6 protein-coding genes are annotated in these 14034 nt (G+C 69.4%); 2 read left to right on the top strand and 4 right to left on the bottom strand.

Features of this window, described 5'->3' with window-relative positions; translation table 11 throughout:
• Nucleotides 1–518: 518 nt before the first annotated feature.
• Nucleotides 519–6539, top strand: a complete 6021-nt coding sequence (adhE, locus tag L6E10_RS37245; protein ID WP_308102960.1) for a bifunctional acetaldehyde-CoA/alcohol dehydrogenase — start codon at nucleotides 519–521, stop codon at nucleotides 6537–6539.
• Between the two features lie 467 nt (nucleotides 6540–7006).
• On the opposite strand, the gene L6E10_RS37240 is transcribed toward adhE, so the two are convergent.
• From L6E10_RS37240 to L6E10_RS37230, 3 genes are all read right to left on the bottom strand, one after another.
• The gene (locus L6E10_RS37240; protein WP_275677324.1) at nucleotides 7007–7810 is read right to left on the bottom strand and encodes an IclR family transcriptional regulator; all 804 of its coding nucleotides are present in this window, start codon (nucleotides 7808–7810) and stop codon (nucleotides 7007–7009) included.
• Nucleotides 7811–8673: 863 nt separating this feature from the next.
• Nucleotides 8674–11538 (bottom strand): AAA family ATPase, encoded by a 2865-nt coding sequence (locus L6E10_RS37235; protein ID WP_275677289.1) that lies wholly within the window; start codon nucleotides 11536–11538, stop codon nucleotides 8674–8676.
• 601 nt (nucleotides 11539–12139) lie between these two features.
• A complete protein-coding gene (locus L6E10_RS37230; RefSeq protein WP_236224862.1) occupies nucleotides 12140–12892 on the bottom strand; it encodes a nuclear transport factor 2 family protein in 753 nt (250 codons plus the stop codon).
• Nucleotides 12893–12946: 54 nt separating this feature from the next.
• Between L6E10_RS37230 and L6E10_RS37225 the strand changes: the two genes are divergently transcribed.
• Nucleotides 12947–13768, top strand: a complete 822-nt coding sequence (locus L6E10_RS37225; RefSeq protein WP_236224861.1) for an AraC family transcriptional regulator — start codon at nucleotides 12947–12949, stop codon at nucleotides 13766–13768.
• Here the strand turns inward: L6E10_RS37225 and L6E10_RS37220 are convergent.
• Nucleotides 13745–14029 (bottom strand): hypothetical protein, encoded by a 285-nt coding sequence (locus L6E10_RS37220; RefSeq protein WP_236224860.1) that lies wholly within the window; start codon nucleotides 14027–14029, stop codon nucleotides 13745–13747. The genes L6E10_RS37225 and L6E10_RS37220 overlap by 24 nt on opposite strands.
• Nucleotides 14030–14034: the final 5 nt, after the last annotated feature.

Genomic DNA, 14034 nt, shown 5'->3' with positions numbered 1-14034 from the left:
TGTCCGCCTCTTCCACCGGCAATGCGCGCAAGGTGGCCGCTTCCTCATCGCCGTCGACGATGCGATGGCGACTCCCCCTCGCACGTGAACTTCACCTTCTCCCCCAACCCGAACACGACACACCCGGTGGCCGGCGACACGCATGACGACTTCGTGCGGTGGCAACCGACGGACCTGCTGCTCGGGTGCTCTTCGCCATTACCGCACCCTTTGTCCTCCGCACACGGTTGAGAGCTGGAATACGCGCGCCGCGCGAGCGACGCAGAGGCGGAGAACTTGCTCGCCTCGCCCGCCGGTGAGCCCGTTCCGTTTCCGAAGTCCCACCGATGTGGATTCCGCCGCCCAAACCAACGGTTGGGACGTGAGCTTCTGGCCTTCGCCACCACGTCACTAGCGTGGCCGCCAATCCTGCTCCGCCCGATCAAGGGCGCGTCGAAACGGAGTCCCCCGTGCTCGCAGTGCATGTAGTTCCAGAAGAACTCGGCGAATTCGCTGAATCGTGCGGCGACCTCAATCCGTTGCACCTGGTTCGCGACTACGCGTCCAGGAGCGGATTCGGCGCGGAAGTGGTGCAGGGCGCACTCACCGTCCTCCACGCGTTGACCGGCCTGTCCGCGGAGGACGCTGCGGCGGTGCGGCGTGTCCGAGCACGCTTCCACACCGCGGCCTACTCGGCGCAGCCGTACTCGCTGGAGGTGGGACGCGCCGAGAACGGCGGTGTCCGGATCGAACTGTCGGACGGCGGCCAGCCCGTCGCGACCGTCGACGTCGAACTGGGTGGCACGGCCGGCGCCGGGGTCGGCGCTGTGCGTGTGGGATCCGGAGAGCGCAGGCCGCAGGCCGCTGACCGCCTGCCGGCGGAACTCCGGGCAGGACAGCGCATTCCGGTGTCCTACCGCAGCGATCCCGGTGACTTCGCGAGCCTGCTCGGCCGTATCGGCAGCGGTGTGCGCGAAGAGGTCGCCCGGTTGCTCGGCTGGGCGAGTTACCTGGCGGGCATGGAGGTTCCCGGACGGCAATCGCTCATCTCCTCCCTGGTCGTCGAGTTCGACCCGTCCACGACCGGCGACGGCTCGATCCACGTCACGGCCGTGGACACGCGACGCGACATGGTGCGCTTCAGCGGTGCTCTTCCCGGTCTGGGGCACGCCGAGCTGGCCGTCGTCGCCAGGGCCGTCCCGGCCGAACCGGACGCGCACGTCCTGGCCGCCGCCCTCGCCGGCCAAGACGTCCAGCTGGAGGGCAAGGTCGCCGTCGTCACCGGTGGCAGTCGCGGCTTCGGTGCCGCGTTCGCTGCCGCCCTGGCGCTTCGCGGTGCGCACGTGTACGTCACGCACCGCCGGGACCCGGGTTTTCCGCCGGACCTGCTGGCCGGTCTCGGAACGGCGGGCGAACGCGTGCACGCGGTGCGTTCCGACGCGGCCGATCCGGCAGGGTGCGCGCGGCTGCGCGAGCACGTCCTCGCCCAGGAGGGCAGGCTGGACCTGTTGGTGCTCAACGCGTTCCCGAGCTTCCAGCCGCTGGTGCCGGGTCCGGACACGGCCGATCGCGCCGCCGCGTACGTCACCTCGGCCGTCGACGCGGTGTCCGCACCGCTGTCCGCCTTGGCCGAGTCGCTGTCGGTGGCCGGTGGCCGGGTCGTGCTCGTGTCCAGTGACGTGGTCGCCGGTGCCGCGCCGACCTGGCAGCACTACGTCGACGCGAAACGCCGCTGCGAGGAGCTTTTGAGCGCGACGATCAGCGGACACCCCGGCCTCGGCGGGCTCGTCCTGCGGCCTCCGAGGATGGACACGGGGTTCTCCCCGACGGTCCGCGGAGTCGTCGACGGGCTCGCCGTCGAGGGGGTCGTCGCGGCCGCGATGGCCGGACTCGGCCGGGTGAGCGCCGGCCGGGTCGAGGTGCTGGAGTCCTTCGAGCCCGAACCCGAGCTGCCGACGACGCCCCCCGAAGCGCCGGCCGACGTCGCCGTGCTCGCCATCGCCGCGACCTTCACCACCGATCCGCTGGCGGAACCTCTCACCGCGTGGTGCCGCGACCTCGGTCTTGGCCTGCGTCCGGTGCTCGCGCCGTTCGGCCAGGTGTTCCAGGAGCTGCTCGACCCCGCCAGTACCTTCGGATCCGCGCGTTCGGGATGCGCGGTGGTGCTGGTGCGCTTCGACGACTGGCCGGCCGAGGAGACCGAGCGCACCCTGCGCGAGCTCGCCGAGGCCGTGCGGTCGTTCGCCGCTCGGGCACGCGTCCCGCTGCTGCTCCGAGTGTGTCCCAGCCCGTCGGTCACCGGCGTGGACTCGCGCGGACAACGCCTCTTCGACGATCTGGGCGACGTCTCCGGTGTGCACCTTCTCGGCGTCGAGGACTGGCACGGTGGCAACGATCCCGGCGACGTGCACGACGAGGCCCGCTACCGCATGGCGCACCTCGCCTACACGCCGGCGGGCTACGACGCCCTGGCCACGGGCATCGCCCGCTCGGTGCACGCCCTGCTCGCCCGGCCGTTCAAAGTGCTCGTCCTCGACTGCGACAACACGCTCTGGGCCGGTGTGGCCGGCGAGGACGGTCCTGAAGGGGTCCGCCTGACCGACGGCCACCGGCGCGTGCAGGAGTGGGCCGTCGCCCTGCGCGAGCAGGGTGTGCTGCTCGCTCTCGCCAGCAAGAACGACCCGGAGACGGTCGCTGAGGTCTTCCGCGTTCGTCCCGACTTCCCGTTGCGGTCCGACCACGTCGCGGCGCGGGCGATCGGGTGGGATCCCAAGCCCACCGGACTGACGCGGCTGGCGGCGGAGCTGAACCTCGGTCTCGACAGCTTCGTCTTCCTCGACGACAACCCGGTCGAGGTCGCCCAGGTCCGTGCCGGGTGCCCCGGTGTGCTGGCCCTCACCGTGCCCGCCGAACAGGAGGCCATCAAGGCGTTCCTGGACCGCGTGTGGGCCTTCGACCGCCTGGTGGTGACGGAGGAGGACCGCGGTCGCGCGGCCGCCTACGACGCCAACCGGGACCGCGGTGAGCTCCGGCGCTCCTCGCTCACCTTCGCCGACTTCATCGCCGGCCTCAACCTGGTCGTGGACATCACGCCTGCGGCGGAGGCGGATCTGCGGCGCGTCGCGCAGATGACCCAGCGCACCAACCAGTTCAACCTCAGCACCGTGCGGCGGCAGGAGAACGAGCTTCGCGGCTTGCTCGCGGAACCGGGTGTGCGTTGCGACGTCGTGCGCGCCACGGACCGCTTCGGTGACCACGGCGTGGTCGGAGCGGTGATCAGCAGGCAGGACACCGACGAACTGGTCGTGGACACGTTCCTGCTCAGCTGCCGGGTGCTCGGTAGGGGCGTGGAGCACCGGATCCTAGCGGCCCTCGGATCGGGCACCTCCACCAGGATCCGTCTGCCCTACCTGCCCACGGCCAAGAACGAACCCGCTCGGCGCTTCCTCGACGGTGTCGCCGACGGAGTGCCGGTGGCCGGTGGCACGGACTACTCGCTGACGGCGGAACGGGCCTCCGAGATCCGCTTCGACCCGGAAGCGGCCGTCGTGACCGGCGACGCTCCGGCGACCGCCGCGGCCGCGGTGGTCGAGGCCGGGCCGCGCCTGAGCACCCTCGTCGCGCTGGCCGAGAACTCGACGGACACGGTCGAACTCGGCGAGGTCGCGAGTGCCGACCAGCGCGGTGCTGTCGAAGTCCTGGTCGACGTGCTGACCGACGTGCTCGCGCTGCCGCAGGGGGCGTTGACGGCGGACAGCGCGCTGGCCGGTCTCGGTGCCTCGTCACTCGCGCTGGTCGAGGCCGCGGTCGCGTTGCAGGCGCATTTCGGCGTCCTGGAACTGGAGGTGTTCTACGAGCACCGCACGGTCGGCGATCTCGCCGCCGCTCTCGGTCCGGTCGTCCATCGACCGCTGCCCTCCGCCTCCGCGCAGGAGGAGGACGTGGAACCCCTCGTGGACGGTTTGGTCCGCGGTGCGCGGCAGGCGCTGGAGGCGTTCCACGCGCTCGGGCAGGAGCAGATCGACCACATCGTGGCGAAGGCGGCGCGTGCGGCCGCGGCCAGCCACCTGGACCTCGCCGTGATGGCCGTCGCCGAGACCGAACGCGGGGTCGTCGAAGACAAGGCGGTGAAGAACCTCTTCGCCGCGGAGCACGTCACCAACAGCATGACCGGCCTTCGGACCGTGGGCGAGGTCCGTCGCGACGAGCTGACCGGTCTGGTCGAGATCGCCGAACCCGTTGGTGTGGTGTGTGCGATCACGCCCGTCACCAATCCCACCTCGACCGTCGTGTTCAAGGCCCTGATCGCGCTCAAGACCAGGAACCCGATCATCTTCGCCTTCCACCACCTGGCCCCCGGCTGCGGTGCCGAGGCCGCCCGGATCGTGCGCGATGCCGCGGTCGCGGCCGGTGCGCCCGAGCACTGCGTGCAGTGGGTGGACACGCCCAGGCGTGCGGTCACCCAGGCGCTGATGAACCACGACGGCGTCTCGCTCGTGCTGGCGACCGGTGGCAATGACGTCGTGCGTGCCGCGCACTCGGCCGGCAAGCCGGCGATCGGCGTGGGAGCGGGCAACGTGCCCGCCTTCATCGCCGCCGACGCCGACCTGGCTCGCGCCGCACACGACATCGTCCTGTCGAAGAGCTTCGACAACGGCATGACGTGCGCCGCCGAGCAGACTCTGCTGATCGACACCCAGGTGTGGGACCAGGCCGTGGACAGCCTGCGGACCCGGCACGCGTACGTGGTGTCTGCGCGGGAGAAGCACGCACTGGAGAACTTCCTGTTCGGTCCTGACGCGCGCAGGGACGGCAAGGTGCCGGTCAACCCGGCCGCCTCCGGCCGCTCCGCGCACTGGATCGCCGGACGCGCCGGGTTCACCGTCCCCGAGCACACCACGCTCCTGCTCGCCGAAGTCGGGGGCATCGGTCCGGACGAACCGCTGACCAGGGAGAAGCCGTGCCCGGTCTTGGCGGTGCTGCGCGTGACCGACGCCGCGGAAGGCATCGAACGGGCCTCGGACGTCGTCGAGTTCCACGGCAAGGGTCACACGGCGGTCGTGCACACCGCCGACGAACGCCTGGCGGAGCGGTTCGGCAATGGCGTCAAGGCCGTGCGGGTGGTGTGGAACTCCCCGGCGGCGCAGGGCGGTATCGGTGACCTCTACAACGCCTTCCTGCCCTCCATGACGCTCGGTTGTGGCAGCTACGGCGGCAACTCGGTCTCCGGGAACGTGACCGCGGCGAACCTGCTCAACATCCGCCGCATCGCCCGCCGCAACAACAACATCCAGTGGTTCAAGGTCCCACCCAAGATCTACTTCGAGCCCGGCTCGATCCGCTACCTCGGCGAGATGGCCGGGGTGCACCGGGTGAGCATCGTGACCGGTCGCACGGTGGCGAAGCTCGGGTACGCCGACAAGGTGCGGTCCGTGCTGGCCGGCCGCTCCGAACCGGTGGCGGTGCAGCTGATCGATTTCGTCGAGCCCGAACCGTCACTGCAAACGGTGCAGCGCGGCGCGGAGATGATGCGCGAGTTCCAGCCGGACACCATCGTGGCCATCGGTGGCGGGTCCTCTTTGGACGCCGGGAAGCTCATGTGGCTGTGGTACGAGCACCCCGAGGTCGACTTCGCCGAGGCGAGGGGGCGGTTCGCCGACATCCGCAAGCGCCTCTACCGCTTCCCCGAACCGGAGCGCGCCAAGCTCGTGTGCGTGCCGACGACCTCGGGCAGCGGATCGGAGGTCACGCCGTTCGCGGTGGTCACCGACAGGGAGACCGGCCGCAAGTACCCGCTGGCCGACTACGCGCTGACCCCGAGCGTGGCCATCGTCGACCCGGTGCTGGTGCGCTCGCTTCCCGCCGGACTCGCCGCGGACTCCGGGTTCGACGCCCTCACCCACGCCACCGAGGCCTACGTATCGGTCTACAGCAACGACTTCACCGACGGGCTGTGCCTGCAGGCGATCAAACTGATCTTCGAGAACCTCGAGGACTCCGTGCTGCTCGGAACGGAGAAGGCACAGGAGGCGATGCACAACGCCGCCACGATCGCCGGCATGGCCTTCGGCAGTGCCTTCCTGGGCATCGTGCACGCCATGTCACACACGCTCGGCGCGACCTTCGGCCTGGCCCACGGACGGACGAACGCACTGCTGCTGCCGCACGTGATCCGCTACAACGGCCAGCCCCCGTCCAAGCTCACCGGCTGGCCGAAGTACGAGAACTACCAGGCACCGCAACGTTTCCAGCACATCGCCCGGACTCTGGGGCTGCCCGCCGCCACGCCCGGGGAAGGAGTGGGCTCCTACGCCGCCGCGATCGAACGGCTGCGCTCGGCCGTCGGGCTGCCCACCTCGTTCGCGGACGCCGGCGTGCCCGAGGTGGCATTCATGAACTCGCTGCCGCAGCAAGCGCTCAACGCGTTCGACGACCAGTGCGCTCCGGCCAACCCCAGGCAGCCGGTGCTGAGTGACATGGAGGAGCTGATGCGCTCGGCCTACGCCAACGGCGCAGCAGACCTCGACACCGTGCGGGCCTCGGCCCGCAGCAGCAGTTGAACGCATCCGGATGACCACGCCCGCAGGACGTCCTCGGCAGCGGGGCGTTCCGGAGTGAGCCGATGAGCTCCGGCGATCCTGGACGCACAGCGCGTTCGGTTCAGCGATCCTCCCGGCGAACCGAACGCACTGTGCGCGGAGGGTGTGCCTCCTCCAGGGCCGGACGCCTGAAGCCGCCTGCACCGACGCTTCCGATGCCGGCCGGAGTCACCGCCTCCTGGCCCGGCTTGCGGGAAGGAGGCGTGCTCTTGCGGCAGCGACCTGCCGGTCGCCAGGTGGTGGGTCCGCAGAGGTCAACTTCCAGGACGCACTGCCGGACCTCTCAACCGGGTCCTGCGCGGTGTCTGCTCGCCGCGATCCATGCGGACGTCACCCGACGCTGCTGGACGTGCGGTGGCCTCGAGCCGAGGAACGTCCAGTCACGCAGGCCGTGCCGGAAGCCGGACACGGCCTCGTGGCGGTCGAGGTCACCGGGCAGCAGGCTCGCCCGGCACCCGGTGACCGGGGGAATGGAGTTCTCGGGTCGCGATCTCGGCGGCGTGGTGAACGCGGCGAGCGATCGCGTCCGGGGTGAGGCGGTGCACAGGGCCGATCACGGAGATCGTGCCGATGAGGGTCGGGCCAGGTCCCCAAACCGGTGCCGCGACACCGGTGAAGCCCGGGAGCCATTCGCTGCGGTCGAAAGCGATGCCGTACCTGCGAATGCCGGTCAGTGCGGACTGGAGCCCGTCCGCGGTGGTGATGGAGGCCGGCGTGAGGGCCCTGAGCCCTTCGGCGCACAGGACGGGGAACAACTCCGGATCGCTGGCCAGCAGGACCTTCCCCGGTGCGGTGCAGTGCAGGGGAAGAGGGCCGCGCAGACGCGCCGCGAGGTCGTTCGACCGCCTGCCGTGCAAACGTTCGACCACGCGAGCCCTGGTGCCGCACCGGATGGAGAACTGGACGGCCTCCCGAGTGGTCTCGTACAGATCCGCGAGGACGGGGAGCAGTCGTTCGCGGGTGCGGTCGGAGATCTCCAGGGGGACGGCACTGGACAACTCGGTGATCTTGGAAGTGAGGAGGAACCTGTTCTCGGTCATTTCGACGAGGCCCTCGGACCGCAGAAAACCGATCATGCGGTGCACCGTGGACTTGGGGAGGCCGGCATGCCGGGTGAGTTCGGCGAGTGACGCCGCCCCCTCGCACAAGCCGAAAGCCTGGAGCACGGACAAGACCTTCACAGCCGCGGTGCGCGGTGGTGTCCGGGCCTCTTGCGGAGGCGGCACCGCCATCGCTGTGCCGGGGGGCGCCAAGGCGGTCGGCTGCTTGATGATCACGACAGATCCCTTCGCCTGTGGGTTCGCCTCACCGTATGAAGGGCGCTCCAGCGTGGGACTACGGAGATCCGCAACAGTGCCTGGAAGCGGAAAAGCGCAGATCAAGGCCTTCCTCTCCCGACTGGGGACCACAGCGGCACCGCCACGCCGCACCGGAAGATGCAGACCTCCTGCAAACGAGGGCTTGACACGCCGGAGATGCCACCGACCGGCACGGGCGGTTGACCGGCGAACCCGAAGTGATCAAGGTGATCCGAAGCGTTCGCCGCCTCCTTCCCCGAGGCAGGACATCGCCCGGCGACCCTCGTGGAGCCGCAGCTCGTCTGGACGTTGCTTTCCCGGCGCCGAGCAAGTCGGTGCGTCGTCGCGGGCGGAAGCCCCTCCCGATCGCCGAAACCGACTGATCGTCGTTCGCACGCTCATCGAGGAGCTGGTGATGGCCGTTCACACGGACCCCTCCCCCAGGTCGTCCGCGGAGTTCGCCGCTTCGCTGATCCGCACCGGCTTCTTCGACGAGTACTTCGTCTACGAGCACGGCAACGTCTGGACGGTCGCCCGGGGAGTGCACGGGGAGATCGCGGTGCACGCGACCCGCGTGCGGGTGGATCGCGTTCGAAGCGGTTCACGTTCTGAACGGTCGCCCGGAGTTCGCAGGGAACTCGGAGGTCGTACACCCGGTGGTGCCCGAGGTGGAGGTGCGCGTCGAGCGGGGAAGGGTCAGCGTTGTCCGAGGCAGCGACCCGCGGCTCGGCGCGTTGCCGGAGCACCTCGTCATGTCCTCGCACCTGATGGCAGGTCCGGGGTGACAAGCGGGGTTCTCATCCGCCGTTGCCGGACGAACGCAGCACCGCGGCCAACTGCGTCCGTCGTCGGATTCCGAGCTTGCGGTAGATGTTCGTGAGGTGGAACTCGACCGCCCGTCGCGACGCGGACAACTTGCGAGCAACCTCCTCGTTCGAATTCCCCTCGGCGACCAGGCTCGCCACTCGACGCTCGTGCGGTGTCAGCTGGGAGCCCAGAGGACCGGGGAGAGCCGGCGAGGAGCCCGGTCGTCCGACCGCCTCCGGCGGCAGTTCGGCGAGCTTGGCGAGCAAGGGCAGTGATCCGCACCGCTGGGCAGCGGCCTTCGCCCGAGCCAGCTCTTCCCGTGCGAGATCCTGCCGGCCGTGGTGCCACCTCGTCGTCCCGAGTTCGACGAGGACTTCCGCGCGCAGCAACAGCGCCGGTGCGTTGCTCAGCACGTCGTCGGCTTCCACGAGCCAGGGCAACGCCGCGGCACCACCGGTCGCCATCCCGACGCCGAGCAACGCGCGGCCCACGGTCGACGCCGAGGTCCACTTCCTCGCCAGTTCGAGATCTTCGAGAGCGAGGTTCAGCGCCTCCTGTGACTGACCGAGGCGGAGGTGCGCAACGACCGCGTAGAACCGCCACGGCAGGAACGCGGGGCTGGGAGCACTCCACGACGTCAGCCGTCGCCCGCATTCCAGCTGGTCTGCCAGCGCACCGGCGGCGTCACCCAGCTCCAGGCGCAGGTGACCACGTCTGTGCAAGAGGCTGGTGTCGTGGAAGGTGACCGGCAGCGGACTGGTGAGGCCAATGGGTTCGACTAGCTCACGTGCCGCTTCCACGTCGCCCAGGTGGAGCAGAGCGGGCAGGAGCGCGTCCAGCGGCCAGGCGTAACCGGGGTGGCTGTGGTGCAGGTTCATCCGCTGGGCCTCAGCCAGCGCGAGTCTGCCTTCGTCGACCGATCGCTCCAACGCCCCGCAGCAGAGGTGTGCTCGCGACCGCATCGTGTGTCCCAGAAGGGAGATCAAGTCCAGTTTCCGGCGACGAGCTTCTTGGATCGCCTCGGTGGAGTACCACAGGGCCAGGTCGAACTCGTCGGTCTGGACCAACGCGTTGATCGCCGCCATCATCCGCGGGTCCTGCATGAACGACACCGCCCCCGCGGACAGCGCGACCAAAGCAGCCTCGCGACACGTCGCGAGGTCTTCACCACGGTGGCCCAGGTCCTGTGCGACTAACGCCGCCAGCTTGCGGCCACGAGCGTCACCGCGTCGCCAGTCACCGGAGAAGTCCTCCGCGGCGATGTCGGACTCATCGGGCTCGTCGGTCGGCACAGTGACGCGCAGCACGAGGCGCAGCTGGGCGGAGAGCTTCGGCGCCGAGGCGCAGATCCTGTCGATCAGCTCGCTCAGCGCACTGCGCACGTCCTCTTCCTGCCCTTCGGCGTACAGCAGATCGGACAGCACCGAGACCACGTCGAAGAGGAGCTCTGGCTCCTCGATGTTCTCCAGGGCCTGCTCGAAGTGCACGGCCGCCTGGCGGGTGTCGAAGTAGGTTTCGGCGCGTCCGAGCTTGATGAGCAGGTTCGTCCTGAGGTCAGGCTGCAGATCTTCCTGCAACGCCCTGGCGAGGAAACTCGCCGCGGTGATCACGTCACCGTCCTTCAGCAACTCCTCCGCTGTCCCGCACAGCGCGTGGACGGCCCATCCGCCGAGTTTCGCGGTGGTGCACTGAACGTGCCGTGCCACGAACGCGATGCGCGCCTGGGACTCGTGAAGGCGTACGGCGGCCCGCGCGTGGAGATCGTCCCTGACCGCATGGGTGATCGAGTTCGCGATCGCGTTCTTGATCACGGCGTGGACGAACTGCGGCTTCTCCGCGTCGAGCATCAACCCCATCCGCACCAACTGCCGCACGCCGTCGGCAGCGGCGGGCAGAGGCATGTCCGCCACCTCGGCCGCCAGCTTGAGATCCCCCGGTTCCACCACCGCGATCGTCCTGGCGAGCTGGACCAGCTGGCCGGACTCGCGGTTGAGCCGGGCGAGCACCGACTCACCCAGCTCCTGCGGTCCGTACGAGACCAGCTCCTTCAGTGCGTCAGCGTCGGGCTCGCAGGGACCCTCCTCCATCGCGGACAGCAGGTATCGGAGTACGAGCGGATTGCCCCCGGTCGCCACCCGGCAGGCTTCGACGAGCTCGGGCTCGGGCCGGCGGCCGAGCATCAGCTCGATGAACTCGGACAGCTCATCCGCCTTGAAACCGCCGATCTTCACCCGGGTCGCGTAAAGCTGCATCTCCGCGATCTGGAGCGGATCCGCGGGGTACACCCCCGTGGTACAGGTCAGCAGAACGGCCAGCGGCAGCCTGGTCGCCCGGCGCACGAGGTAGTTGAGCCAACGCAGTGACGACACGTCGGCCCACTGCAGGTCGTCGACGATCAAGCAGACCGGTCCGCGTTCCGCGACGCCGCTCATGAGTTGGTACAGCTCGAAACAGGTCTGGTGAACCGACAGCTCGTCGAAGCCACCCGCGGCGGCCCCACCCACTCCGGACCTGGCGGCCCCGTCACGACCCGCGCCGACGACCGCCTCCAGCGCCTCCGCCTCCGTGGTGAGGCCCTCGAACAGCTGCCGCACCACCGAGAACGACATGAACTTGTCGAGGTTGGACGTCACGGCACCGGCCACTTGGAACCCACGCGCCCGTGCGAGGCCGGCCACTTCGCCCAGCAGTGTCGTCTTGCCGATCCCGGTAACGCCCTCCAACAGCACCACTGTCGGCGTACTCGTCTCCGCCGCGTCGAGCGCGCTGGTCAATCGACTCAGCTCACTGCTCCGATGTGCGAGCTTTGCCACGTCGGAGAACCTCCCGCGTGCCGCGTCGTGCTGCTGAGCCATCCGTGGAGCTCCGTCGCCGGTCCGTCACATCGCCGATGTCCGCAGCTCCGTGACCTGTCCATTCCTTGATCGCGTCCGAGAGAATACGCAACTCCGCGCATCAGAACAGACACAAGACGAAGTTCCGCGACAGCCGCGCGTGAACACGATCGGCCTAGAACCGCGGCCGGGGTTAGCCTGGCTTTGCGAGCAGCTTGCCGAGACATCCGATCTCAGATCGTTATTCCCCGCGACTCGGCAAGGTCGGATGGAGTCGCGCGGCACAACTGCTCCGATGAATCGACCGCATGACGATCGCCACATGACGAACACACTGTTCTCCGAACGTGTTCCCATCAATCGATAATCGGCCGAACGGGTGACGCCATGAGAATTGAGACGAAGCCGAGGTGACGCAAAGTGGCTGATATTTTCGACACAGGACCACCTCGGACGTTCGTGCCCGAATAATTTGCCGAGTCATCCTCTTGTTTGAGCCCGGGGACTTTCCGGTGATTCGGATTCGAGGATTGCCTGCCACCCGAACCGGAGTTTCCCAGCCGCGCCGGATTGGCGGCAGGTTCGCCAATCCGGCGCTCTCCGGCCGGCAGGGGCGAGACCGTCAGAACAGCCCGTTGGAGTGCGGCAGCGCGGCGGGGACAGGCGTGATGACGTCCCAGTGCTCGACGATCTTGCCGTCCTGCACGCGGAACAGGTCCCAGTAGGCGACCGGCTCGCCGAACTCGCCCTCCGACTGCAACAGCACGAGATCGCCCTCGGCGACGACGCGGTGGACGGTCTTGTAGACGAGGTTCCTGCCCTGCTCGGCCCACCTCGCCGCGGCGGCGCCGAACCCGTCGAGCCCGTCGGCGGCCTCGGGGTTGTGCTGCAGGTAGGTCTCGGTCGAGATGTAGTCGGTCAGCACCGAGTAGTCGGCGTCCTGGAGGATCCGCTGCGCGAACTCCTCCACCAGGGCGCGGCTGCGTTCGGTGTCCGCACCGGTGGGCCGTGCGGGACCGTCCGTCTGGGACCGTCCGCTCGCGGTCTCCTCGGCGACGGGCGTGAGCGCGTCCCAGTGTTCGACGAGCTTGCCGTCCTGCACGCGGAACAGGTCGAACGCGACCAGCGGCTGCGGCCCGAAGCCGTGGTAGACGCCGTGCAGCGCCACGAGGTCGCCGTCCGCCACCACGCGCGCCAGGTCGTAGCGGAAGCCTTCCGGCAGGGTCGACACGAGGCCCCGCAACGCCTCCGGCCCGTCCGCGACGAGCGAGCTGTGCTGGCGGTAGTCCGGGGACACCCAGCGGTCCACCGCAGACGGGTCCCTGTCGCCGAAGAGTTCGCCGGTGGCCTTGAGGACGAGTTCCTTGTTGTTCATGGCTCCACAGTGGCCCAGCGGCCCCTCCGCAACGAGGTAGGATCACGCCTCATCATGGTCAAAAGTGGACAGGTCGCGCAGTTCGGCTTCAGCAACCCCGACCGCGGAAAGCTGGGCCTCGAAGCGCTCGACCTGGCCGCGCTCCGCCGCAGGCTCACCGCCGACACCCTGACCAAGGTGCACCGCACCGACTTCCACCAGCTGTTCCTGATCACGTCGGGCACCGGCGTCACCATGGTCGATTTCGTGGACCACCCCTGCTCCCCCGGCACGCTGCTGCACGTCAGCCCCGGCCGCGTGCTGCGCCTGCCCAGCGGTGAGCTGGAGGCGTCCGTGGTGCTCTTCACCCCCGCGTTCCCGGCGTCGGCACCCGCCGCCTTCGGCCCGGTGCGGCGTTCGGTGCCGCGGGCGGAGATGGCCGTCTTCACCCGTGCCGCGCAGGACCTCCGCCAGGAGTACCGCCGCAACCTGCTGACCAACGAGCCGGTGGACCTCCTCCGCGCGCTGCTCGGCGCCTTCCTGCTCCGCGTCGCCCGGCTGCCGACCGACGACGACCCCGCGCGGCTGGACCCTCGGTTCGAACGCTTCCAGCACGAACTGGAACGCTCGTTCGCCACGACCCGCAACGCCGCCGAGTACGCGGCGCGGATCGGCTACTCGCCGCGCAGCCTCAACCGCATCTGCCTCGCCGCGACCGGGCGGTCGGCGAAGGCGTTGATCGACGCGCGGGTGGCGCTGGAGGCCAAGCGGCTGCTGGTGCACACCGGCCTGTCCTCGGCCGCGATCGGGCACCGGCTGGGGTTCAGCGAGGCCACGAACTTCACGAAGTTCTTCCTCCGGGAGACGGGGACGTCACCGGGGGCGTTCCGCCAGTAGCCGGCCGAGGGCGTGAGGTCGCCCGCGTCGCCTGTGGAGATGTCGTGGCGGCCCCCGGTAGGTGGTCCACGGCTCGTCGCCGGTGCCGATCGTGGAGATGTCGCCGGCCAGCCACCGCACCACCGACCACCGGTACGGGTGGTCGTCGGTGGCCTCGCCCAGTTCCAGCGGTTCGGGCAGGGTGACCGGGAGGTGCGGTGCGAGGTTCGGCACCACCCCGAGGGCGAGCCCCTTCCAGCGGGGGAACCGGGACCCGACCATTCCGT

The sequence above is a fragment of the Lentzea sp. CC55 genome (genome assembly GCF_021056325.1).
GTDB classification, from domain to species: domain Bacteria; phylum Actinomycetota; class Actinomycetes; order Mycobacteriales; family Pseudonocardiaceae; genus Lentzea; species Lentzea jiangxiensis.
Note: the sequence above shows the minus strand (reverse complement) of the source record. Positions and strands in the feature narration are given on the sequence as shown.